At 70.1% G+C, this 22955-nt stretch carries 24 protein-coding genes; 11 read left to right on the forward strand and 13 right to left on the reverse strand.

All coding sequences use genetic code 11. The annotated features are described in order from the left end of the window. Positions 1–46 precede the first annotated feature (46 nt). From OG917_RS23510 to OG917_RS23525, 4 genes are read left to right on the forward strand one after another with little or no spacing between them, the layout of a single operon-like run. Positions 47–376, forward strand: coding sequence for a hypothetical protein (locus OG917_RS23510; protein ID WP_328319592.1), 330 nt, complete (start codon positions 47–49; stop codon positions 374–376). After that, positions 376–1806, forward strand: a complete 1431-nt coding sequence (locus tag OG917_RS23515; protein ID WP_328319593.1) for a C2 family cysteine protease — start codon at positions 376–378, stop codon at positions 1804–1806. The genes OG917_RS23510 and OG917_RS23515 overlap by 1 nt, the downstream gene beginning before the upstream one ends. Before the next feature lie 4 nt (positions 1807–1810). After that, positions 1811–2077: a hypothetical protein gene (locus OG917_RS23520; RefSeq protein ID WP_328319594.1), complete on the forward strand. Its 267-nt coding sequence runs from the start codon at positions 1811–1813 to the stop codon at positions 2075–2077. Further along, positions 2074–2529 carry a hypothetical protein gene (locus OG917_RS23525; protein WP_328319595.1) on the forward strand — a complete coding sequence of 152 codons (456 nt, stop codon included), beginning with the start codon at positions 2074–2076 and terminating at the stop codon, positions 2527–2529. Before OG917_RS23520 ends, OG917_RS23525 begins: the two co-directional genes overlap by 4 nt. Positions 2530–2730: 201 nt before the next feature. Here the strand turns inward: OG917_RS23525 and sodN are convergent, their stop codons facing one another. Further along, entirely contained in the window at positions 2731–3126 is a 396-nt protein-coding gene (sodN, locus tag OG917_RS23530; protein ID WP_328319596.1) for a superoxide dismutase, Ni, read from the reverse strand. Positions 3127–3267: 141 nt separating this feature from the next. On the opposite strand from sodN, the gene sodX reads away from it, so the two are divergent. Next, complete coding sequence (gene sodX / locus OG917_RS23535; protein ID WP_328319597.1) at positions 3268–3693, forward strand: nickel-type superoxide dismutase maturation protease; 426 nt, start codon at positions 3268–3270, stop codon at positions 3691–3693. Here sodX and OG917_RS23540 read toward each other — a convergent pair. Next, the gene (locus OG917_RS23540) at positions 3597–4226 is read right to left on the reverse strand and encodes a CGNR zinc finger domain-containing protein (protein ID WP_328319599.1); all 630 of its coding nucleotides are present in this window, start codon (positions 4224–4226) and stop codon (positions 3597–3599) included. The two genes, sodX and OG917_RS23540, sit on opposite strands and share 97 nt — an antisense overlap. A gap of 220 nt (positions 4227–4446) precedes the next feature. Here OG917_RS23540 and OG917_RS23545 point away from each other — a divergent pair, with 220 nt between their 5' ends. Further along, a complete protein-coding gene (locus tag OG917_RS23545; protein WP_328322116.1) occupies positions 4447–5136 on the forward strand; it encodes a class I SAM-dependent methyltransferase in 690 nt (229 codons plus the stop codon). 80 nt (positions 5137–5216) lie between these two features. Here the strand turns inward: OG917_RS23545 and OG917_RS23550 are convergent, their stop codons facing one another. From OG917_RS23550 to OG917_RS23560, 3 genes are read right to left on the reverse strand one after another with little or no spacing between them, the layout of a single operon-like run. Next, positions 5217–5978: an amino acid ABC transporter ATP-binding protein gene (locus OG917_RS23550; RefSeq protein ID WP_328319600.1), complete on the reverse strand. Its 762-nt coding sequence runs from the start codon at positions 5976–5978 to the stop codon at positions 5217–5219. Beyond that, positions 5975–6913, reverse strand: a complete 939-nt coding sequence (locus OG917_RS23555; RefSeq protein WP_328319601.1) for an amino acid ABC transporter permease — start codon at positions 6911–6913, stop codon at positions 5975–5977. The genes OG917_RS23550 and OG917_RS23555 overlap by 4 nt, the downstream gene beginning before the upstream one ends. A 29-nt stretch (positions 6914–6942) precedes the next feature. Next, entirely contained in the window at positions 6943–7881 is a 939-nt protein-coding gene (locus OG917_RS23560) for an ABC transporter substrate-binding protein (RefSeq protein WP_328319602.1), read from the reverse strand. Positions 7882–8441: 560 nt separating this feature from the next. On the opposite strand from OG917_RS23560, the gene OG917_RS23565 reads away from it, so the two are divergent. Together OG917_RS23565 and OG917_RS23570 are read left to right on the forward strand one after the other, a co-directional pair. Next, positions 8442–9656 (forward strand): NAD(P)-dependent malic enzyme, encoded by a 1215-nt coding sequence (locus OG917_RS23565; RefSeq protein WP_328319603.1) that lies wholly within the window; start codon positions 8442–8444, stop codon positions 9654–9656. A 196-nt stretch (positions 9657–9852) separates the two neighbouring features. Further along, positions 9853–10818, forward strand: a complete 966-nt coding sequence (locus OG917_RS23570) for a zinc-binding dehydrogenase (protein WP_328319604.1) — start codon at positions 9853–9855, stop codon at positions 10816–10818. On the opposite strand, the gene OG917_RS23575 is transcribed toward OG917_RS23570, so the two are convergent. After that, positions 10721–11671, reverse strand: a complete 951-nt coding sequence (locus OG917_RS23575; RefSeq protein ID WP_328319605.1) for an MBL fold metallo-hydrolase — start codon at positions 11669–11671, stop codon at positions 10721–10723. The two genes, OG917_RS23570 and OG917_RS23575, sit on opposite strands and share 98 nt — an antisense overlap. Positions 11672–11789: 118 nt before the next feature. Between OG917_RS23575 and OG917_RS23580 the strand changes: the two genes are divergently transcribed. Continuing rightward, a complete protein-coding gene (locus tag OG917_RS23580; RefSeq protein WP_328319606.1) occupies positions 11790–11999 on the forward strand; it encodes a helix-turn-helix domain-containing protein in 210 nt (69 codons plus the stop codon). After that, on the forward strand, positions 11999–12568 hold the full coding sequence (locus OG917_RS23585) for a Clp protease N-terminal domain-containing protein (protein WP_328319607.1): 570 nt from the start codon (positions 11999–12001) through the stop codon (positions 12566–12568). The genes OG917_RS23580 and OG917_RS23585 overlap by 1 nt, the downstream gene beginning before the upstream one ends. Before the next feature lie 73 nt (positions 12569–12641). On the opposite strand, the gene OG917_RS23590 is transcribed toward OG917_RS23585, so the two are convergent. Then, a complete protein-coding gene (locus tag OG917_RS23590) occupies positions 12642–13802 on the reverse strand; it encodes a PadR family transcriptional regulator (RefSeq protein ID WP_328319608.1) in 1161 nt (386 codons plus the stop codon). 1 nt (position 13803) lies between these two features. Continuing rightward, positions 13804–14655 carry a DUF4097 family beta strand repeat-containing protein gene (locus tag OG917_RS23595; protein WP_328319609.1) on the reverse strand — a complete coding sequence of 284 codons (852 nt, stop codon included), beginning with the start codon at positions 14653–14655 and terminating at the stop codon, positions 13804–13806. Positions 14656–14778: 123 nt separating this feature from the next. Here OG917_RS23595 and OG917_RS23600 point away from each other — a divergent pair, with 123 nt between their 5' ends. Then, complete coding sequence (locus tag OG917_RS23600) at positions 14779–15588, forward strand: hypothetical protein (protein ID WP_328319610.1); 810 nt, start codon at positions 14779–14781, stop codon at positions 15586–15588. A 36-nt stretch (positions 15589–15624) separates the two neighbouring features. Here OG917_RS23600 and OG917_RS23605 read toward each other — a convergent pair whose 3' ends face one another. From OG917_RS23605 to OG917_RS23625, 5 genes are all read right to left on the reverse strand, one after another. Then, positions 15625–15810 (reverse strand): DUF6104 family protein, encoded by a 186-nt coding sequence (locus OG917_RS23605; protein WP_010061466.1) that lies wholly within the window; start codon positions 15808–15810, stop codon positions 15625–15627. A gap of 214 nt (positions 15811–16024) precedes the next feature. Next, on the reverse strand, positions 16025–19873 hold the full coding sequence (locus OG917_RS23610; RefSeq protein ID WP_328319611.1) for a multifunctional oxoglutarate decarboxylase/oxoglutarate dehydrogenase thiamine pyrophosphate-binding subunit/dihydrolipoyllysine-residue succinyltransferase subunit: 3849 nt from the start codon (positions 19871–19873) through the stop codon (positions 16025–16027). A gap of 269 nt (positions 19874–20142) precedes the next feature. Next, positions 20143–21333 (reverse strand): HAMP domain-containing sensor histidine kinase, encoded by a 1191-nt coding sequence (locus tag OG917_RS23615; RefSeq protein ID WP_443059009.1) that lies wholly within the window; start codon positions 21331–21333, stop codon positions 20143–20145. Then, complete coding sequence (locus tag OG917_RS23620) at positions 21330–22067, reverse strand: response regulator transcription factor (RefSeq protein ID WP_328319612.1); 738 nt, start codon at positions 22065–22067, stop codon at positions 21330–21332. Before OG917_RS23620 ends, OG917_RS23615 begins: the two co-directional genes overlap by 4 nt. 133 nt (positions 22068–22200) lie before the next feature. Further along, positions 22201–22875 (reverse strand): spermidine synthase, encoded by a 675-nt coding sequence (locus OG917_RS23625; protein ID WP_328322120.1) that lies wholly within the window; start codon positions 22873–22875, stop codon positions 22201–22203. Positions 22876–22955 lie beyond the last annotated feature (80 nt).

The following is a 22955-nucleotide window of genomic DNA, read 5'->3' on the forward strand; positions in this document are numbered from 1 at the left end:
CAATCCAGCCACTGTCGTGGGGTGCCGGACGAGACACGGGGGAACGGTGGGGAACCAGAAAGCGCAGGCCGAGACGGTTCAGCAGATGAAGGAACGGGCCAGGAAACTCAGGGACTGCGCCCGCCGTGCGCGCGGGCTGGCAGGGACTCTCGGACCGTACCTGGACAAGACGGTGAAACAGGCAACCGCTGCGCCGCCCATCTGGACCGGCCCCTATGCGGAGGACACCACGCTGACGCTGGGGCAGCGGCAGAGTCATCTGCGCGACATGGCCGGTGATCTGCTGCGGGACGTGGCGCGCTGGGAGTCCGAGGCCGGAAGGATCGAGGACGAGGCGACGAAACAGGCGGCCAAGAAGCCCGGAGGGCACCACTGATGGCCTTCCGCGGTTTCGACAGCGCACAGATACGCGCCATGGCCGGCGATATGAAGAAGATCGGACCGGGGGCCCGCAGACTCCACGGTGATGTGGCGAGCGTCCTCAGGGAGGCGCAGGGCCTCCTCGACGGCAAGCCCGCCACCACCAGCCCCCTGCTCGAACCACTCGTCGGCCAGGTCATACCGATGTTCTACTCGGGCCTGCCGGCCTCACTGCACCCCGAACTCGACGACACATCGGACTCGTTGACCCGGCGCTGCGCCCAGATCGACGGCATACAGCAGCTGGAGCTCAAGGGCTACCACGTCGACCCAGGCCTGTACTTCGACGACGAGCCGGTGCCGGACCAGAAGAAGATCGATGACGCGTTGTCGTACTTCGACGACCACATCGACGACTCCGGCGGCTTCCTGTGGTCCAACTCCGCACAGGGCGCTGAGGAGGTGCTGGACAAGTTCAGGTCTCTGTCACCGGCCGAGCTCGATGCGGTGATGAGCCGTATGACCCCGAAGCAGGTGCAGGAGCTCAACGGCCAGTTGGGTGAGGGCTCTTCGTGGTGGGGTGCGGGCGGGGCCGACGGCAGCGTCAAGGCCCAGTGGGTCAACATGCTGACGAAGGGCCTCGGCCCCGCCACGCTGGCGAAGATCACTCCGGTGCTGTCGAATCTGCAGTTCCAGCCCGACCCCGACACCCAGTACACCGACGGGCTCACCTACCAGCCCGTGGACGGCGCCCTCTTCGGCCCGAACGGCGTGGACATCAAGCACGACCTGCACCAGGGACAGGACGGTGACTGCTGGTTCCTCTCGTCGCTCGCGGCTATATCGGAGCGGGACCCGTCCTTCTTCCAGCAGCACATCACGCAGAACCCGAACGGGACCTACACGGTCACCTTCTACCAGCAGGGTCCGCTCCCCGGCATGCCGGCGCAGCCCGTCGAGATCACCGTCGACAACAAGCTTCCCGTGGGTTCCGACGGCGGCCCGGCCTACGCGAAAGCCCCCGATCAGGTCATGTGGGTGGCCGTCTACGAGAAGGCGTACGCGCAGTTCCGCGGCGGCTACGGGAAGATCGACGGAGGCTGGGGCGATGTCGGCCTGCGTGACCTCACCGGGCAGCCCACGCAGCGAACGGACACCGGTGACCTTTCGTTGGCCGACATCGACGAGAAGATCAACGACGGTCAGGCCGTGACCTCCGGCACCAGGGGCGACGGTGACGTCCATGACGACCGTATCGTCAGCGGACACGAGTACTCCGTCGAGCGGGTCGACATGAACGCCGATCCGCCCACCATCACGCTGCTCAATCCGTGGGGCAGCGGTGGTGTGGAGAATGGCAGGGTCATGCCGCAGGAGATCACCCTGACCCAGGACGAGTACCGCAAGAACTTCGACGAAATCGGCCTCACCAAGACGGGAGTCTGACCGCATGCCCGAGCTCTTCCGCCTCGGCCGGCGCAGCCAGTTCAGCCACGGCGACCTCACCCTGGGCATCGTGCGGACCAGCACCGACCCGGAGGACCCGTTCGCCCGCGTGAACATCGTCGACCGCGGCTCCGGCTACGGTGAGATCCGGGATGTCAGGCCCGGCGACGAAGTCAGGACCGGCGCACATGTCCTCGTCTTCACCGAGGTGGTCCCCGGTACCCGAGACGGCCACATCGCCTTCACCGTCGACCGGGGGCTCCCGCAGTGACCGCCATCCGCCCCCGCCGTGCCCTGTGGCTCGGGTCGGCGGCAGTCCTGCTCGCCGCCGTCGCCGTCGTGGCTGTCGTTGTACTCAGGGCCCCCGGCGGGCACGACGACGGCACGGACCGGCCACCGCCGCTGGGTTCCCACGCTGCGGGCGTCCAGCGTCTCACCGTGATACGGGTCGGTAATCCTTCCGACCCCACCGGCGGGGTCACGCTCACCGACGGCACCAGGGCGGGGCTGGGGCTGCTCAAGCGTGACGACGGTACGGCGCCGCGCACCGCCCGGATCGATGTGCTTCTCGACGGTGACACCGCCAAGGCGCACTTCCACACGGTGAAGCAGGGCGACACGCTCACCGACTACGGCGTCCGGATCAAGGTCCTGAAGATCTGGCGCGTCAAGGACCCGGTCGACGACGCCGTCGACATCCAGGTCGAACCGGCCGCCTCCTGACCCGCCGGCTCGGTCCTGCCGGAGGGCCGACCCGTCGTAACGCCGCACACGTCACCCGGCGGACCCGTGCGCGACCGCGGACGGAAAAAGAAGACCGCACCCGGTCCGTCAGGGACGCCGTTCTCGGCGGCCTGCGGGCCGGGTGCGGAGAGGTAGGCGACGTGACCGGCGAAAACGCAGGTCAGGCGGCCCAACCGGAGATCAAGCCTTCTTGGTCTCCCAGAAGATCTTGTCGATCTGGGCGATGTAGTCCAGCGCCTTCTGGCCCGTGGCCGGGTCCGTCGAGCCCTTGGCCGCCGACAGCGCCTTGAGGGCGTCGTTGACGAGCTGGTGGAGCTCGGGGTACTTCTCGAAGTGCGGGGGCTTGAAGTAGTCGCTCCAGAGCACCGAGACGTGGTGCTTCGCGAGCTCCGCGCGCTCTTCCTTGATGACCGTGACGCGGGCCCGGAAGTGCGGGTCCTCGTTGGCCTGGTACTTCTCCTGAACGGCCTTGACCGACTCGGCCTCGATACGGGCCTGGGCCGGGTCGTACACGCCGCAGGGGAGGTCGCAGTGGGCGCTGACCTTCACCTTGGGGGCAAACAGGCGGGAAAGCATGGAGCTGTCCTTCCTCGTGATCGTCTTCTCGGGTGGGACATTACTCCGTGAGTAGCCCCTTTTCGCGAGTGCCCCCTGGGGCTTAGGACAAAAGTCCAGGGTCAATATGGGACGGGTGGACGATCGGACCGGGAGGGCCGGATGACGGATCAGGCGCGCGAGACGCGGGCTCCGTTGGGTGTGGCAGAGGTGACGGGGCCGTCTATGCTGCCCACTCTGCTCCACGGGGACCAGCTACTGGTGCACTACGGCGCCGAGTTCAGGCCGGGGGATGTGGCTGTGCTCCGTCATCCGCTGCAGCAGGACCTGCTGATCGTGAAACGGCTGGTCGAGCGGCGTGAGGCCGGCTGGTGGGTGCTGGGGGACAACGCCCACTCCGAAGGGGTGGACAGCCGCGCGTTCGGCACCGTTCCCGATGAGCTGCTCCTCGGCCGGGTGCGGGCCCGGTACCGGCCCATCACCCGGGGGCGTCAGCGCTCGGCCGGGGTGGTGCTCTCCTGGCTGGCCTCGGCGGTGCGACCCGTGTTCGCGGACCGCGACGTCTCCAGGCGCTTGCGCGCACGGTAGGCGGCCACGTTGGCGCGGGTCGCGCAGCGGTCCGAGCAGTAGCGCCGCGAGCGGTTTGTCGATGTGTCGAGATAGGCGTTGCGGCACGGCGCCGCCTCGCACAGACCGAGCCGGTCCACCCCGTACTCCGTGAGATGGAAGGCGAGCCCCATGGAGGCGATGGCCGCGTAGCCGGACGTCGCATTGGACGGGTGGTCGGCCAGGTGCATGTGCCACAGCGGCCGGTCGTCGTCGTCCCGGTGGTCGTGGCCGGAGATCTGCGGCGAGACGGGGAACTCCAGCAGCAGTGAGTTCAGCAGGTCGACCGCCAGGGTCTCGTCCCCTTCGTCCGCCGCCGTGAAGACGGCGCGCAGTCTGCTCCGTACCGAGCGGAAGCGGGTGACGTCGGCGTCCGTGGCACGCCGCGCCGCGGACGCGTTCGCGCCGAAGAGCTCGCGCACCGCGTCGACCGAGGTGAGTGAGTCCTTGTTGCGGGCCGGCTCCTCGGTGTTCACCAGGCGCACGGCGTAGTCCGAGTAATAGGCCAGTTCCACTTGTAGTCCTTACGGAGGCGGTCTAGTGTCGACGGGCGTGCGGCCGTAATGGCTGCTCATCCTTCGAGGGTATTACTTACGCGGATATTGCGGACGGTACGGACGGTTCGCGGCGGCGGAATCGGCATCGGTGGAGGCGGCAGTGACGGAGTCGGAGTCGGCGGCAGGTACGGACTGGTGGGCCTGGCAGGAGAGCTGGGACCGCCAGCAGGAGTGGTACATGCCCGACCGCGAGGAACGTTTCCGGGTCATGCTGGACATGGTCGAGGCGCTGGTGGGGTCCGCGCCCCGGGTACTTGATCTCGCATGCGGTACGGGAAGTATCACGGATCGGCTGCTCAAGCGGTTCCCCGGAGCCACCAGCACGGGTGTCGACCTGGACCCGGCGCTGCTCGCCATCGCCGAGGGCTGCTTCGCCGGCGACGAACGGGCCCGTTTCGTGACCGCCGATCTGAAGGATCCCGGCTGGACCGGCCTCCTGCCGCACCGGGAGTACGACGCGGTGCTCACCGCGACCGCGCTGCACTGGCTGCACACCGAGCCGCTCGCCGCGCTCTACGGACAGCTCGGCTCCCTCGTCGTGAACGGCGGCGTCTTCATGAACGCCGACCACATGATCGACGAAGGGACCCCGCGGATCAACGCGGCCGAGCGCGCCCACCGGCACGCAGCCATGGACCGGGCCAGGGCCGCGGGCGCCCTGGACTGGGCGGACTGGTGGGCCCTCGCGGCCGATGACCCGGTCCTCGCAGGGCCGACCGCCGAGCGGTACCGGATCTACGGGGAGCACGCCGACGGGGACATGCCGTCCGCGCGGTGGCACGCGGACACCCTCCGCGCGGCGGGCTTCGCCGAGGCCAGGACCGTCTGGGCCTCGCCCTCGGACACTCTGGTGCTCGCGGTGAAGTAGTGCGCCGGGAGTCCGCAGCGCGAAGGGGGTACGGGCCTCGCCGGCCCGTACCCCCTCTCACGGCTGCCTCGTGCGCCCGCTCACAGCACCTTCGACAGGAACGACTTGGTCCGCTCGTGCTGCGGGGCCGTCAGGACGTCCCGCGGATGGCCCGACTCGACCACCACGCCGTCGTCCATGAACACCAGCGCGTCGCCCACCTCACGGGCGAAGCCCATCTCGTGGGTGACGACGATCATCGTCATGCCGTCCTCGGCGAGGCCGCGCATCACGTCCAGGACGTCGCCCACCAGTTCCGGGTCGAGCGCCGACGTCGGCTCGTCGAAGAGCATCAGCTTCGGCTCCATCGCCAGCGCACGGGCGATCGCCACCCGCTGCTGCTGGCCGCCCGAGAGCTGGGTCGGATAGTTGCCCGCCTTGTCGGAGAGCCCCACCCGGTCGAGCAGCCGCTCGGCGCGGGCGCGGGCGACGGCCCTGGCCTCACCGCGCACCTGGACCGGCGCCTCCATGACGTTCTCGATGGCCGTCATGTGGGGGAAGAGGTTGAAGCGCTGGAAGACCATGCCGATGTCCCGGCGCTTCAGGGCGACTTCGCTGTCCTTCAGCTCATAGAGCTTCTCGCCCTTCTGGCGGTAGCCGACCAGGTCCCCGTCGACGTACAGCCGTCCGGCGTTGACCTTCTCCAGGTGGTTGATGCACCGCAGGAACGTCGACTTTCCGGAGCCCGAGGGGCCGATGAGGCAGAACACCTCACGCGGGGCGACCTCAAGATCGATCCCCTTGAGTACCTGAGTCGCTCCGAAGGACTTGTGGACGCCCTCGGCCTTCACCATCGCGGTCATGCGGACACCCCCGAGCGGTTGCTGAAGGAAGCCAGATTCGCCCTGACCCGCTGGAGCGGGGTCAGCGGCAGGCTGCGGCTGGAGCCGCGCGCGTAGTAGCGCTCCAGATAGAACTGACCGATCGAGAAGATGGTCGTGAGCACCAGATACCAGGCGGCGGCCAGGAACAGCATCTCGACCGCGGCCCCGGATGTCTGTCCGATGTCCTGGGCCGTCCTGAGCAGTTCGTAGAACTGCACGGCGGCCACCAGCGAGGTGGTCTTGAGCATGTTGATGACCTCGTTGCCCGTGGGGGGCACGATGACCCGCATCGCCTGCGGGACCACGATCCGCCGCAGCGTCTTCGCGTGGCTCATACCGAGCGCCTGCGCCGCCTCGGTCTGGCCCTCGTCGACCGCGAGCAGCCCGGCCCGGCAGATCTCCGCCATGTACGCGGCCTCGTTGAGACCGAGCCCGAGCAGCGCCGTCAGCAGCGGCGTCATGAAGCTCGACCAGTAGTCCTTGTAGATCGGACCGAGGTTGATGTACTGGAAGACCAGGCCCAGGTTGAACCAGACCATCAGCTGGACGAGGACCGGAGTGCCCCGGAAGAACCAGATGTAGAACCACGAGATCGACGCGGTCACCGGATTCTTGGACAGCCGCATCACCGCGAGGACGATGCCCCCGACCACGCCGATCACCATGGAGAGCACGGTGAGCAGCAGGGTCTGGCCCACCCCGTGGATGATCCGGTGGTCGAAGAAGAAGTCCGGGATGGCCCCCCAGTTGATCTTGCCCTGGGAGAAGGCGTAGACGATCGAGGCGAGCAGGGCCACGGCGACGACCGCGGCGACGTAGCGCCCGAAGTGCCGTACCGGTATGGCCTTGATGGCCTGCGGCCCGGCGGTGGGCGGCGCGTCGACCGCGCCCGCCTTTTCCATGTCAGCAGTCATAGGTGATACCTCTCAGCGCCGGCGTCCGGTCAGGATCCGCCGTTGAGCTTGGCCGAGGTGACCGCACCCTGCTCGGCGCCCCACTTGGCGAGGACCTTGTCGTACGTGCCGTTCTTGATGATCGCGTCCATGGCCTGCTGGATGGCCTTGGTGAGCTGGTCGTTGTGCTTGGCGACCGCGATGCCGTACGGGGCGGCCTCGACCGTCGGGCCGACGATCTGGAAGTCCTTGCCGCCGCCCGAGGTCTTCACCGCGTACGCGGCGATGGGGGAGTCGGCCGAACCGGCGTCGGCGCCACCGGACCGCAGCCGGGTCTGGGCCTGCTGGTCGTCGTCGAAGGGCTGGATGGTCAGCTTCTTGCCGGCCGGGCACTTCTTCGCCTGCGCCTTGGCGAGGTCGTGGGAGACCGTGCCGCGCTCCATGACGATCGTCTTGCCGCACAGGTCGGACCAGGTCTTGATGCCCTCGTCCTTGCCCTTCTGCGTGTAGATCGACACACCGGCGGAGTAGTAGTCGACGAAGTCGACGCCCTCGCCGACCTTCTTGCCGTCCGCGATGCCGTTCTGCCGGTCCTTGGTGTCGGTCATCGCCGACATCGCGATGTCGTAGCGCTTGGCGCGCAGACCGGTGACCAGGGTGTCGAAGGTGCCGTTCTCGAACTGGAACTTCACGCCCAGCTGCTTGCCCAGCGCCGCGCCGAGGTCGGGGTCGATTCCGGCGACCTTGCCGGTCTTGTCCTTGAACTCGACGGGGGCGTACGCGATGTCGGAACCCACCTTGATGGTGCCCTTGGCCCGGACGGCCTGCGGCAGCAGGTGTGCGAGCGGCGCGGCGGACGTGCCGGCGCTGTCGTTCTTGGTCTGGTCGCCGCAGGCGGACAGCAGCAGCGCGCCGGCGACCGCGATCGCGCCGACCGCGGCTGTCCGGGACTTCACTGCGGTCGTGCGGCGAGTGGGGCGTGCGGTCATGGTGGTGGTCCTCCGGCGGATCAGAGACAGCTGAATGCTGGAGCCGCGGCACCCGGTGTTCCGGTGCCACGGCGCTGTGTGGATGACGGCATCTTGCCAGCCGCACTGGTCCAAACAGGTCGCTGCTCATGTCAAAATCGGGTAACGGGTCACCCCCGTTCTCCACTTGGCCGGTACGGCACGACCGGACCATCTGCTGGCAAAGGCACCTTCCGCCGGAGGATCTCCGGTCAGCCCCGTGCCGTTCCGGGGCGCGTCTCGAAGGATGGACCTGTTCCGGGGACCGGGCCGACCTGCCCCGATATCCCGCTATGAGTCATCTCACCGCGTCGGTGCGGACTCGATATGGACTCGTCCGATGTGCGGTCCATCCGGTAGAACAGACGGTTACACCCCTCATCCGGGGCTCAGGGCGCGTGTGCGGCGCGCCCGCGCGTATGCACCTCCCCCCGCCCGGCGGGCCATCCGGCCGGCGCGGGGCGCATACGCGGTGCCCGCCCACCCCTCCTCAACCAGGAGTGGCCACCCTCAACTGATGAAGACTTAAGGGGTAACAACCAATGGCAGCGGAGATCGTCAATCCTCGCAGCGAAAGTTTCAGCACTTCCTCGCAGGACGAGGAGACCTTCGACCCGGTTTTCGCCCTGCACCGCGGCGGCAAGATGGCGGTCCAGGCCACGGTGCCCGTGCGGGACCGGGACGACCTGTCCCTCGCGTACACCCCCGGCGTCGCCAAGGTCTGCAGCGCTATCGCCGAGAAGCCGGAGCTCGTCCACGACTACACCTGGAAGTCGCAGGTCGTCGCCGTCGTGACGGACGGTACGGCGGTGCTGGGGCTGGGTGACATCGGCCCGGAGGCGTCCCTCCCCGTGATGGAGGGCAAGGCCATCCTCTTCAAGCAGTTCGGCGGCGTCGACGCCGTTCCGATCGCGCTGGCGACCACCGACACGGACGAGATCATCGAGACCGTGGTCCGGCTCGCGCCCTCCTTCGGCGGTGTCAACCTGGAGGACATCTCCGCGCCGCGCTGCTTCGAGATCGAGCGCAGGCTCCAGGAGCAGCTGGACATCCCGGTCTTCCACGACGACCAGCACGGCACCGCCGTGGTCACCCTGGCGGCCCTGCGCAACGCGGCCACCCTCACCGGGCGCTCGCTGGGGCAGCTGCGTGCGGTCATCTCGGGTGCGGGTGCGGCGGGTGTGGCCATCGCGAAGATCCTCGTGGAGGCCGGAATCGGCGATGTCGCGGTGTGCGACCGCAAGGGCATCGTCTCCTCCGACCGTGAGGACCTCACCGAGATCAAGCGTGAGGTCGCGAGCTACACCAACAAGGCGGGCCTGACCGGCTCGCTGGAGCAGGCGATGTCCGGTGCGGACGTCTTCATCGGGGTTTCGGGCGGTACGGTCCCCGAGCCCGCGGTCGCCTCGATGGCCGAGGGTTCCTTCATCTTCGCGATGGCCAACCCGAACCCGGAGATCCATCCCACGATCGCCGCCAAGTACGCGGCGGTCGTCGCCACCGGGCGCAGCGACTTCCCGAACCAGATCAACAACGTGCTGGCGTTCCCGGGGATCTTCGCCGGGGCGCTCCAGGTGCGGGCGTCGCGGATCACGGAGGGCATGAAGCTCGCCGCCGCGGAGGCGCTGGCGGCCGTGGTGGCCGGTGAACTGAGCGCGGACTGCGTGATTCCGTCGCCGTTCGACGAGCGGGTCGCTCCTGCGGTCACCGCCGCCGTGGCTGCCGCGGCCCGCGCGGAGGGCGTGGCCCGGCGCTGAGGCATCCGGAGGGCGGGGGCCGGGAGCGCGGGTACGGCTCCCGGCCCCCGCCCGTTTCGCGGCCGTGACTGCCACGCCCCGGCGGTCCGGTGCGGGCGGGGGACGGCGCCGCTCCGGCGGTGCGGGCCGCCGGATGCTAGCAGCGTCACACGCGTGGCCGGTTCCCTGCGGAACCGGCCACGCCTATCGTCGGGGCATGTTCGCCGCCTACGCAGCCCGCATCGACCGCGATCACCCGCTCAACGGCCTTGAGCTGGGGGAGCGTCCGGCCCCCACCGCCCGGCCCGGCTGGACGACGGTCGACGTCAGAGCCGCCTCCCTCAACCATCACGACCTCTGGTCGCTCCGCGGCGTCGGGCTCGCCGCCGACAAGCTGCCGATGATCCTGGGCTGCGACGCGGCCGGGGTCGACCAGGACGGCAACGAGGTCGTCCTGCACTCGGTGATCGGGCAGACCGGGTACGGGGTCGGCCCGAAGGAGGGGCGGTCCATCCTGACGGAGAAGTACCAGGGGACCTTCGCGGAGCAGGTCACGGTCCCGGAGTGGAACGTGCTCCGCAAGCCGAAGGAGCTGAGCTTCGAGGAGGCCGCCTGCCTGCCCACCGCCTGGCTCACGGCTTACCGCATGCTCTTCACCAATGCCGGTGTGCGGCCCGGTGACTCCGTGCTCGTCCAGGGCGCGGGCGGCGGGGTGGCGACGGCCGCCATCGTGCTCGGCAAGGCCGGGGGCCTGCGGGTGTACGCCACCAGCCGGGACGAGGCCAAGCGGAAGCGGGCCGTGGAGCTGGGCGCGGTGGAGGCCTTCGAACCGGGTGCGCGGCTGCCCCAGCGGGTGGACGCCGTCATCGAGACGGTGGGGGCCGCCACGTGGTCGCACTCCGTCAAGTCGCTCAAGCCCGGGGGCACCCTGGTGATCTCGGGTGCCACCAGCGGCTCGGACCCGGTGTCGGCGGAGCTGACCCGGATCTTCTTCCTGGAACTGAGGGTCGTCGGCTCGACCATGGGGTCCAAGGACGAGCTGGAGGACCTGCTGTCGTTCTGCGCGGCCACCGGGGTGCGGCCCGTCATCGACGAGGTGCTGCCGCTCGACCGGGCCCGTGAGGGCTTCGGGAAGATGGCGTCGGGTGAGCTCTTCGGCAAGATCGTGCTGACCGGGGCCTGAACCGCGGGCACCCGGTGACCACCAGGAACTCGCCCTGCGGGTCGTCCGTTCCGTCCGCCAGCGCCTGCCGCAACCGCTGCAGGTGCCCGGCCGTGAGCTGGAGCGGCGGCTCGTCCGGCTGGTACGCGGTGCCGCGCGGGTAGTCCACGTGCGGGGTGGTGGTCATCTCGATGTGGCAGCCGAGCACATGCGTCACCGGGCGGTCCGCACAGAAGGCCAGCAGCCGCTCGACCGTGGCGGTGAAGGCGGCCTCGTCGGATACGTGGATCCGGCCCGGGTAGAGCGAGTCACCGGTCAGGAGCAGTCCGGTGTGCCGGTCGTGGAAGACGACCGCCGCGCTCTGGTGGCCGGGGCCGGGGATCAGATCGACGACCCGCCCGCCGAGGTCCAGTTCGCCCTGCCGGTGCGGCCAGTCGGTCAGCCCGAAGTACCCGGCGACCGCCTCCTGGTCCCGGCCCACGACGGTGGTCAGCGGCCGTCCGGCGAACTGCGCGTCGCCCGCCACGTGGTCGCCGTGGCCGTGGGTGTGGGCGACCAGCAGCCCGTACCGCTCGCGTGGGTGGCGCAGCAGCCACTGGTCGGTCAGCGCGTCGACGGTGGCCCGCAGCGGGAAGTGCGCCGCATCCTCCGAGGCGCCGGTGTCGAGCAGCAGCGCCCTGTCGTTCCCGAAGAGCAGGAAGAGGAAGGGCGCTTCGAAGTGCACGGACTTGTTCTGCCGCAGGATGAGCGTGTGCTCGGTGCAGGCGTGGACCTGGATCCGCGGACCTGGATCGCCTTCCGGGGAGGGGCTTCCGTGGTGCCAGTCCACATCGAGGCTGCAGGGGACGGGGGCGCCGTGCAAGTAGTCGATCACGGCGGCACGGTACGCCCGTCCTCCGCCCGCGGTCTTCCCGTTTCCGGATGCCGGCCCCGCACCGCTCGCACTGTCAATGAAGGTTGACACTTGTCGGGTGTCAACGTAAATTGACACCATGACCGAGGCAACGGAGCTCGCCGCCCGGGCGGGCGACAGTGACCCGCGAGTCGGGTTGCGGGCGGTGGCCGCGCTGCGGCGGCTGCTCGAACGGCTCGAATCCGTACAGGTGCGCAGCGCCCGCAACCAGGGCTGGTCGTGGCAGGACATCGCCGCGGAGCTCGGCGTCAGCAGGCAGGCGGTCCACAAGAAGCACGGGAGGCAGTGATGTTCGAACGCTTCACCCAGGGGGCCAGGGACGTGGTCAGCGGGGCGGTCGGGTACGCCGACCGCGGGGGTGAGCCCCGCATCACCGAGGAGCATCTGCTGATGGCGCTGCTCGACGCACGCGGGACGAAGGCGTCCACCGCCCTGGCCTCGCTCGGTGTCACGCGGTGGCGCGAGCGGCTGACCGGAGCGCTGGACGACGCCAGGCGCCGGGGCGGGCTGTCGCAGGCCGACACGGAAGCGCTGGCCGGGCTCGGCATCGATCTCGACGAGGTCGTCGGGCGGATCGAGGAGGAGCACGGGCCGGGCGCGCTGGCGGAGAGGCGGGCGCAGGTCAGGGCGGTGCGCAGGCCGCTCACGCCCGGGGCGAAGGAGACGCTGCGGATCGCCCTGCGGACCGCGGCGGCGCACCGGGACCGCCATCTCGGCGACGAGCACCTGCTGTTGGCCCTCGTCGAGCGCGGCGGGGTGGCCGCGGACGCGCTGGCGGCGTGCGGGGTGTCGTACGAGGCGGTGGAGCGGGTGCTCCACGGGGGCGAGCCGGGTGACGGGTTGCTCAGCGCGGTGTGAGCGCCGCGTGACGCGACCGCGCCCGCCCGCCCCACCGCGAGGGGGGGGTGGACGGGCGCGGCCCGGCCCCGTCTCAGGTCTCGGTGCCACGCAGCGCGGCGCCGATGTGTACGGCGGCTTCCGACAGATGCCGCCTCGCGTCCCGGAGCTGTCCTTCGGTGACCCCGTGGTCGCGTGCCGCGTCCCGGATGTCGTCGCGGAAGCGGTCGAGCAGCCGCTCCAGATCGCGTGCCGGGCTGCCGGACGACTCCTCCCGCGCCCACGCGGGCCCGGGTGCGGGCCGGGCATCGTCCTTGCCGAAGCGGACGGGCCCGGCCGCGCCGGTGGCCGTGGTGGTGTCCGTGCCCGCGGTGGTGTCCGTACCCGCGGCGGGACCCGTCGCGGCGTCCGGACCGGTGTCCGTGTCCGTACCGCCGCGCGGGTCCGGGCCGGCTCCGGTGTCCGTGCGGCTGTCCTTCCCCGCTCCTGCCCCTGGCTCCGCCGGCCGGCCGAAACGGCCCAGCTCCCGGGTGAATTCGGCGAGTCCTTCACGCACCCCGGCGGGCCAGTCCCCGCGCGCGAAATGGTCCTGGACCTGCGCGGCGACCCGCTGCACCTGCTCCTGGGCGTACTCCTGGGCCTCCCTGGCCTGGCGGCGTGCCTGCTGCGCGTCCTCGCGGGCCCGGCGCGACTCGTCCTTCGCCCTCCTGGCCTGTTCCTTCCACTCCTGCTTGGCGCGCTTGAACTCCTCCTTGGCCTGGCGCCAGCCCTCCTTGTCGGCCCAGTTCCCGTCGAAGAAGTCGGATGCTTCCGGGAATCCGGGGAACGGCTTCCCGGTGCCGGGAGCGCTGCCCCCGCCCGCCGTCCCGCGCGCCTCCTTCGCGGCCTGGCGGATCTCGCGCCGCAGGTCGTTCGCCGAGCCGCTGACATCGGCCCGGATCTCCGCGGCCAGTTCGGAGACCGACTCCCGGATCTCCATCTCCAGGTCGGCCAGTTCACCGCTGCGACCCGCCAGTTCGGTGCGGCCGGCCTCGGTGATCGAGTACACCTTCCTGCCGCCCTCCGACGCGTGGGTGACGAGCCCTTCCGCCTCCAGCTTGGCGAGGCGGGGATAGACGGTGCCCGCGCTCGGCGCATAGAGCCCCTGGAAGCGCTCCTCGAGCAGCCTGATCACTTCGTAGCCGTGGCGCGGGGCCTCGTCCAGGAGCTTGAGGAGGTAGAGCCGCAGTCGGCCGTGGGCAAATACGGGGGCCATGTCAGAGCACCTTCTCGGCGATGTCGTCCTGTGCGGGGCGGCGCAGCAGGGCGATGGCCCCGCTCACGGTGGTGGCCCGGAGGCGGCCGGTGCCCGCGCCGAGGGTACCGGTGATCTTCTTGGCACCCCACTGGCCGCTGACCCGCAGATCCTCGAAGGCGTTCGACACGGCGCCGCTCGTCGTGTTCGCGCTGACCTGCGCGTCCGTCGGCTGGGCCAGCCGGATGGCGACCTCGCCGGAGACGGTGGTGAGGGCGATGTCGGTGGGCCTGCCCGTCGCGTCGAGGTCGACGACCATGTCGCCGCTGACCGATTCCGCCCGTACGGACGAGCCGGCCCCCTCGATCACGGTGAGGTCCCCGGAGACCGAGTGGAAGCGAAGGTCGCCGCTGACGGCCTGCGCCTCGACGTTCCCGGACACGGTCTCGGCGAGGACGGTGCCGGAGAGGCCGACCAGGGCGGTGTCGCCGGTGACCCCGCGCACCTCCGTGCGCCCGCGGATGCCGGACACGACCGCGCCGGCCCCCACCACGCCGACCTCGACCCTCGCCGACGCCGGCACCGCGAGCGAGACCACGGCCTTCCGGTGCCAGCCCCTCCGGTCGAGCCACTTCAGGAAGCCCTTCCAGGGCAGATCCTCGTAGGCGACGGTCAGTATGCCGTTCTGCACCGTGACGACCAGCGGAGGCCCTTCCAGCTCGGAGACCTCCAGCCGGGCGCCGCCCTGCTCGTCGAGCACGGTCTCGTCGGTACCCACGACGTTGACCGTTCCGTTGACGATGCGCACCTGCAGCGCTGTCACGGGTTCGTCGAAGGAAAGCTTCTGCGGCTCCGCCACTGACCTCACGGACATGGAACTGACCTCCCCGGTCGACCATGACGCAACATATCGCGTCTTCTGCAGAACACGATATATCGCGGTTCCATGAAGTCAAGCGCAGGGGTGGAACGCGAGGTTTTGTCCTAGCGTGGTGCCATGTCAGAGAACGCCACAGGTGCCCTGCTGCTCTGCCGGGCGGCCCCGGCCGCCGTACGTGTCCCGGCCCGGATGCTGGGAGAGCGGCTGCTCCTCTCCCCGGCGGGCGAGGACTGGAGTGTGCTCGTCCCCGAGGGGAAGCCCTGGCTGCACGGCGACGAGCCGGTCGACCGGGTGGCCGGCGGCTGGGTCACCACCCTGGCGGTCGCCTCGCCCTGGCCGGTGCTCGCGCTCTGGTGGGACGGCGACCGGGCAGGCCTCACCCTGGCCTCCGGATTCCGGCGGCCGGTCGGCTATATGTGGCGTGCGGACGGCACACCGGTGGGGGAGGACGGCGCGATGCGCACGTTCGGAGCACGGCTCGGCCTCGACCCCGTGCTCGACCTCGCGACCCTGACCGAGCTCACCCTCCCCGATCCGCTCGCCGACTCGGGTTCCCGGCTGACAGGTCTCATCGCCGTCCTCGCGCGGGCCGGTCTTGCCCTGCCCACCGGCCTCACCCCCGGCGACCCCGCCGACCGCCTGCGCGAGGTGGCCAGGGTCCAGCCGGCCACCGGGCGGATCGAGCCGAAGAGCCGTCTGGGGGAGGCCGTACGTGCGGAGCTCGCGGCCTTCGAGGACGGCGCCCTCGGCCCCTGGCTGCGCGGCCCGCGGGCCCGTGCGCTCGGCGCCGCCCAGCTGGCGGCCGGTGTCCCGCTCGTGCTCTGGGGCTTCAGCCGCCGCAGCGGCGGCTGGACGACGGCGGCCGCGCTGCTCGTCGCGCACGGGGTCCTGGGTCTCGCCTACGACCGGATGCGGGCGGGCGTCTGACGGCGGCGCCGGCCGACGGCACCCGGCCGGGTGCCGTCACTCGTCCTCGTCGTCCTCGTCGTCCAGCCGGGCCAGCCAGGTCGCCAGCCGCTCGACAGGGACCTCGAAGTCCGGGTTCAGGTCGACGAACGTACGCAGCTGCTCGGCGAGCCACTCGAAGGTGACCTCCTCCTCGCCCCGCCGCTTCTCCAGTTCCTCGATGCCGCGGTCGGTGAAGTACACGTGTCGCTCCTGATGTGTTCCGGATGGTCCTTTTCCGATTATGCGCGGCGCGGGTCCGCCCGGTCCGCAGCGGGTCGTGCCCGCTCACGGTCCGCGGCTCCGGGCCGCACCTGGTCCGGGCGGGGCGCGCGGCCCGTACGGCACGCGGCACGCCGCGGGGCCCGGACGCATCACACGATGCGTCCGGGCCCCGCGGGTGAACCGCTCGTTCCGCCTAGGCCTCGAAGACCTCGGCGACCAGCTGGGCCTGCTCCGCCTGGTGGCGCTTGGCGGAGCCGACCGCGGGCGACGAGCCGTGCGGCCGCGAGATGCGGCGCAGGCGCTCACCGTGCGGGACGTCGGCGCCGACCGCCAGGTCCAGGTGGTCGATCAGGTTGAGCGCGATGAACGGCCACGCGCCCTGGTTCGCCGGCTCCTCCTGCGCCCAGAGGTACTTCTCGGCGTTCGGGAACTTGGCGATCTCCGCCTGCAGTTCGGCACCCGGCAGCGGGTACAGACGCTCAAGCCGGATGATCGCGGTGTCCGTGACGCCGCGCTTGGTGCGCTCCGCGTCCAGGTCGTAGTACACCTTGCCGGCCGTGAAGACGACCTTGCGCACGGCGCTCGGGTCGACACTGTCGTCCCCGATCACCGGACGGAAGCCACCCGTGGTGAACTCCTCCGCCTTCGACGCGGCCGCCTTGAGACGGAGCATCGACTTCGGGGTGAAGACCACCAGCGGCTTGTGGTGCGGGTTGTGCACCTGCCACCGCAGGAGGTGGAAGTAGTTCGACGGGAGCGTCGGCATGGCGACCGTCATGTTGTTCTGCGCGCACAGCTGGAGGAAGCGCTCCGGGCGGGCGGACGAGTGGTCCGGGCCCTGGCCCTCGTAGCCGTGCGGGAGGAGCAGGGTGACGCCGGACGTCTGGCCCCACTTCTGCTCGGCGGCCGAGATGTACTCGTCCACCACGGTCTGCGCGCCGTTGACGAAGTCGCCGAACTGCGCCTCCCACATGACCAGCGACTCCGGGCGGGCGAGCGAGTAGCCGTACTCGAAGCCCATCACCGCGTACTCGCTGAGGAGCGAGTCGTAGACGTTGTAACGCGCCTGGTCGTCGGCGAGGTAGAGCAGCGGGGTGAAGTCCTCGCCGGTCTTGCGGTCGATGAGCACCGCGTGGCGCTGGCCGAAGGTCCCGCGGCGCGAGTCCTGGCCGGAGAGGCGGACCGGGGTGCCCTCAAGGAGCAGCGAGCCGATGGCGAGGGTCTCGCCCATCGCCCAGTCGATCGTGCCCTCGTCGATCATCGCGGCCCGGCGCTGCACCTGCGGCAGCAGCCGCGGGTGCACGGTGATCCGGTCCGGGATGTTGACCTGCGACTCGGCGATCCGCTTGACGACCTCCTGCGAGATCGAGGTGTCCACGGCGACCGGGAACTCCGCCTGCGGGACCGGGACCGAGGCCTCGGCGGGCTCGGCGGTGGCCTGGCGGACCTCCGCGAAGACCTTCTCCAGCTGGCCCTGGAAGTCCTGGAGCGCCTGCTCCGCCTCTTCCAGCGTGATGTCGCCGCGACCGATGAGGGACTCGGTGTAGAGCTTGCGCACCGAGCGCTTCTTGTCGATCAGGTCGTACATCAGCGGCTGCGTGAACGAGGGGTTGTCGGCCTCGTTGTGACCGCGGCGGCGGTAGCAGATCAGGTCGATGACGACGTCCTTGTTGAACGCCTGACGGAACTCGAACGCGAGGCGCGCGACGCGCACCACGGCCTCCGGGTCGTCACCGTTCACATGGAAGATCGGCGCCTCGATCATGCGGGCCACGTCGGTGGCGTACATCGACGAACGCGACGACTCCGGGGCGGCGGTGAAGCCGACCTGGTTGTTGATCACGATGTGCACGGTGCCGCCGGTGCGGTAGCCGCGCAGCTGCGACATGTTGAGCGTCTCGGCGACGACGCCCTGGCCCGCGAAGGCCGCGTCGCCGTGCAGCGCCACCGGCAGCACGGTGAAGTCCGTGCCGCCCTTGTTGATGATGTCCTGCTTGGCGCGGGCGATGCCCTCGACGACCGGGTCGACGGTCTCCAGGTGCGAGGGGTTGGCGGCCAGCGAGACCTTGATCTGCTCGCCGTCCAGGCCGGTGAAGGTCCCCTCGGAGCCGAGGTGGTACTTCACGTCGCCCGAGCCGTGCATCGACTTCGGGTCGAGGTTGCCCTCGAACTCGCGGAAGATCTGCGCGTACGACTTGCCGACGATGTTGGCCAGCACGTTGAGACGGCCGCGGTGGGCCATCCCGATGACGACCTCGTCGAGGCGCGACTCGGCGGCCGAGTCGATGACGGCGTCGAGCAGCGGGATGACGGACTCGCCGCCTTCGAGCGAGAAGCGCTTCTGGCCGACGTACTTGGTCTGCAGGAAGGTCTCGAACGCCTCCGCCGAGTTCAGCCGGCGCAGGATGCGCAGCTGCTCCTCGCGCTCGGGCTTGGCGTGTGCGCCGCGCTCGATGCGGTCCTGGATCCACTTGCGCTGCTTGGGGTCCTGGATGTGCATGAACTCGACGCCGGTGGTGCGGCAGTACGAGTCGCGCAGCACGCCGAGGATGTCGCGCAGCTTCATCATCGACTTGCCGGCGAAGCCGCCGACGGCGAACTCGCGCTCCAGGTCCCACAGGGTGAGCCCGTGCTCGATGATGTCCAGGTCGGGGTGCTTGCGCTGCTTGTACTCCAGCGGGTCGGTGTCGGCCATGACGTGACCGCGGACCCGGTAGGAGTGGATCAGCTCGAAGACGCGCGCGGCCTTGGTGACGTCGTTGTCGTGCGAGACGTCGATGTCCTTGAGCCAGCGGACCGGCTCGTACGGGATGCGCAGCGCCTCGAACAGGTCGTCGTAGAAGCCGTTCTCGCCGAGCAGCAGGTTGGCGAGGATCCGCAGGAACTCGCCGGAGGCCGCGCCCTGGATGACCCGGTGGTCGTAGGTCGAGGTCAGGGTCATGACCTTCGAGATGCCCAGCTTGTTCAGGGTGTCCTGCGACGTGCCCTGGAACTCGGCCGGGTAGTCCATCGCGCCGACGCCCATGATGAGGCCCTGACCGGGCATCAGGCGGGGCACGGAGTGGACGGTGCCGATGCCGCCGGGGTTGGTGAGCGACGCGGTGACCCCGGTGAAGTCGTCCATCGTCAGCTTGTTCGCGCGGGCCCGGCGGACGATGTCCTCGTACGCCTGCCAGAACTCGAAGAAGTTGAGCGTCTCGGCCTTCTTGATGGCCGCGACGACGAGCTGGCGGTCGCCGTTCGGCTTCACCAGGTCGATGGCGAGGCCGAGGTTGACGTGGGCCGGCTTGACCAGCGTCGGCTTGCCGTCCTTCACCGCGAAGGAGTGGTTCATCGACGGCATGGCCTTGAGGGCCTGCACCATCGCGAAGCCGATGAGGTGGGTGAAGGAGACCTTCCCGCCCCTGGCGCGCTTCAGGTGGTTGTTGATGACGATGCGGTTGTCGAAGAGCAGCTTCACCGGGACCGCGCGGACGGACGTGGCCGTCGGCAGCTCCAGCGATGCGTTCATGTTCTTCGCGACCGCGGCGGACGGACCGCGCAGCGTCACCAGCTCGGGGCCTGCCGGAGCCTCGGGCTCGGCGGCCTCGGGCTTCGCCTCGGCCTTGGCCGCGGGCTTGGCCGCCGGAGCGGCGGCCGCGGGCTTCGCGGCAGCAGGCGCGGCCGGAGCCGGGGCCTGCGGCGCTGCGGGCGCGGCAGCCTGGGGAGTACGGGGTGCGGCGGCCGGAGCCGCTGCTGTGGTGGGAGCAGCCCCCGCGGCTGCACCACCCTGCGCGGCGGCGGCACGGCCGCTCTCGCCCGACTGGTGCGGAGGGCTCGCGCTCACGGGATCCGCACCCGCGGTGGGAGCACCGGCAGAACCTGGCTTGTAGTCGGCGAAGAAGTCCCACCAGGCACGGTCAACCGAATTCGGGTCCTGGAGGTACTGCTGGTAGATCTCGTCGACGAGCCACTCATTGGGACCAAAAGCGTCGGCAGGACTCTTTTCCTGCCCCTCCTGGTCGGTCGAGATGCTCGAATTACTGGGGGACTGAGACGACACGGCGTGAACCGCCCTCTTCCGCTTCACAAGGTGATGGACAGCGGAAATAAAGGCTACGCCTCCCCGGCCTGGAGGTGCAGGCCGGGCGGGGCAACGTCGCGTAAGTCACACTCGAAAGCTGGTTTCGGGGCTTGAAATGGCGGGAAACAAGCGTGGTTCCCCATCATGCGGGTATGACGCGTCACAGCTACCGCCCCTTGGCCGGCACCCTCTGACGCGCTTACCCGCGGGTTCTGCACGGAACGCGGGCTTCCGCTGAAGACTTTACGTCAACTTGGTGTTCGGGATACGCCCGGAAGAGTGACGCGTATGCGGCAGCCACGGGATGATTCGGCCACCCCGATCCGTCCGCCGTGCAGATCGACCGCCCAGCGGGCGATGGCAAGACCGAGCCCGGTACCGCCGTCCCCGCCGGGGCCGTGCGGGGACGGGGCGCGGCCCCGGTTGAAGCGCTCGAAGACCCGGTGCCGCTCCGACTCCGGGATGCCCGGCCCCTCGTCCACGACCTCCAGGTCGAGGGATTCCGGCTGCGGCCCGCGGCGGGCGAGGACCGTGACCCGGCCGTGCGGCGGGGAGTGCTTGACCGCGTTGTCGATCAGGTTGGCGACCACCTGGTGGAGACGCTCGGCGTCGGCGTGCGCCGTCAGCTCGGGCGGCGAGACATCCAGATGGAGATGGACGTCCGTCCGGGTGTGCTGACCCCCGGAGCCCGAAGCGCCCGCGCGCTGCGCGGCTGCGAGATTCGCCTCCTTCAGGACGCCCGAGAGATACGGCCACACCTCGAAACGGGCCGCCTTGAGCGGAACCACTCCGTTGTCGAGACGGGAGAGGTCGAGCAGCGTCTCGACGAGCCTGCCCAGCCGTTCGGTCTGTTTGAGCGCGGTGCGCATCGTCTCGGGATCGGCCGCCGACACCCCGTCCACGACGTTCTCCAGCACCGCCCGCAGGGCCGCGATCGGGGTCCGCAGCTCGTGGGAGACGTTCGCGACCAGCTCCTTGCGGTGCCGGTCCACCGCCTCCAGGTCCTCGGCCATCCGGTTGATGGTCGTCGCCAGGTCGCCCAGCTCGTCCCTGCGGTCGGCGCCGCTGACCCGCCGGGTGTAGTCGCCGTGCGAGATCGACCGGGCCACGGTGTTCATCTCGTCCAGCGGCGAGGTCAGGCTGTGCGCCACGAACTGGGTGATCAGCATCGAGGCGATCACCGAGAACACCGTGATGAAGCGCAGCTCCGTCTTGGTGCGCAGCGCCACCAGGAGCAGCCCTGTGGTGATGAACACGGACACCACCACGAGCGTGCCCAGCTTGGCCTTGATCGAGACCGGGAGGGGCCGCTGCCGGTCCCTCGGCTGCGGCCAGGGCAGGGCCCGCAGCAGGAACCGGCTCACGCTCCGGCCCGGATTCCGCGCCGGATCGCGGGGCCGGGCACCGCTCCGGCCCCGGTGGAACCGCAGCCGGCTCATGGCGCCGGGGTCTCCAGCGCGTATCCGACGCCGTGCACCGTACGGATGCGCTCCGCGCCGATCTTCCGGCGGAGCGCCTTGATGTGGCTGTCCACGGTCCTGGTGCCGGAGGCGTCGGCCCAGTCCCAGACCTCCGCGAGCAGCTGCTCGCGGGAGAGGACGGCGCGCGGCGTGTTCGCCAGGCAGACCAGCAGATCGAACTCGGTGGGCGTCAGGTGGACGTCCTCGTTGCGCACCCGGACCCGGCGCTGCGCGTGGTCGATCTCCAGCTCGCCGAGGCGCAGGATGCCGCTGCGCGGTGTCGACGCGGCGATCGTGGCGCGCTCCACCCGCCGCAGCAGGACATGCACGCGCGCCGCCAGCTCACGCATCGAGAACGGCTTGGTCATGTAGTCGTCGGCGCCGACGCCGAGGCCGACCAGCATGTCGGTCTCGTCGTCCCGCGCGGTGAGCATCAGGACCGGCACCGGCCGCTGTGCCTGGACCCGGCGGCAGACCTCCAGGCCGTCGAAGCCGGGCAGCATCACGTCGAGGACCATCAGGTCCGGCTGCCAGCCCTGGGCCGCGTCCACGGCGGCCGGGCCGTCCGTGGCCGTCTGCACCTGGAAGCCCTCGGCCCGCAGCCGTGCGGCGATGGCGTCGACGATTGTCGGGTCGTCCTCGACGACCAGGACCCGGCGCTGAGCGCCCGGGGTGGCCGCGACGCCGTTTTGGGTGGTGTGTGTCTGCTCCATCGCCCGCCCCTGGAAGTGCGCTCTTGGTGTGCGTTCTGCTGCGTACGCGGCTGTGTTCCCAGCTGCGCTCTTGGACACGGCGTCCAGATCTCATCTGCCGGTCAGCAGACTAGATGCACGGAAGCCGTCCCGGCTACGCAGGGCGAACACCGAGATGGACCACGTCAGGGACGCCCCGGGCAACGGGGACCTCTTCGGTCCTTACCCCGGTGAACCCGGCATTCCGCAAGGCTTCCTCAAAAGTCGCCGAGGGCTGGGCCGACCAGACGGCAAGGATTCCTCCCGGTTTGAGCCGTTCCATACAGGCTGCGAGCCCGCTCGCGGTGTACAGGCCACCGTTGTCCTCGGTGACCGTCCACCCTGGCCCGTTGTCGATGTCCAGGCACAAAGCGTCATATGCCGATGCGGATCCGCGGACGTGGGCGACCAGGTCGGTGGGCAGGATCACAGTCCGGGGATCGTCCAGTGCCGCGCCCGAGATCCGGGCGAGCGGGCCCTCCCGGTGCCAGTCGATGACGGCCTGCTCGCGCTCGACGACCGTGATCCGGCCCCAGCGGGGGTCCGCCGCGGCATGAGCGAGTGAGAAGCCGACACCGAGTCCGCCGATGAGCACGGAGGGGCGGTCGGGACCGGCCGGCAGCGCTGCCAGTGCCGCGTCGATCAGCAACCGCTCCGAACGTCCGTCCGAGGTGTCCATCAGGAAGCACCCGTTGGCGATGATCTCGAAGTGCTCCCCGCGCTCGCGCAGCACGACCTCGCCGAACGGGCCATCGCGCCGGTCAAGAGTGCGTACGTCCTCGGTCTCGATGGTGGTTCCTCCAGGGCCGGACCCCGGACGCCTCGGGGGGTGCGGGGGTTGCTTCGTGTGGCGCGCGTCATAGGCGCGGT

This window comes from Streptomyces sp. NBC_00388, from assembly GCF_036061255.1.
Lineage (GTDB): Bacteria > Actinomycetota > Actinomycetes > Streptomycetales > Streptomycetaceae > Streptomyces.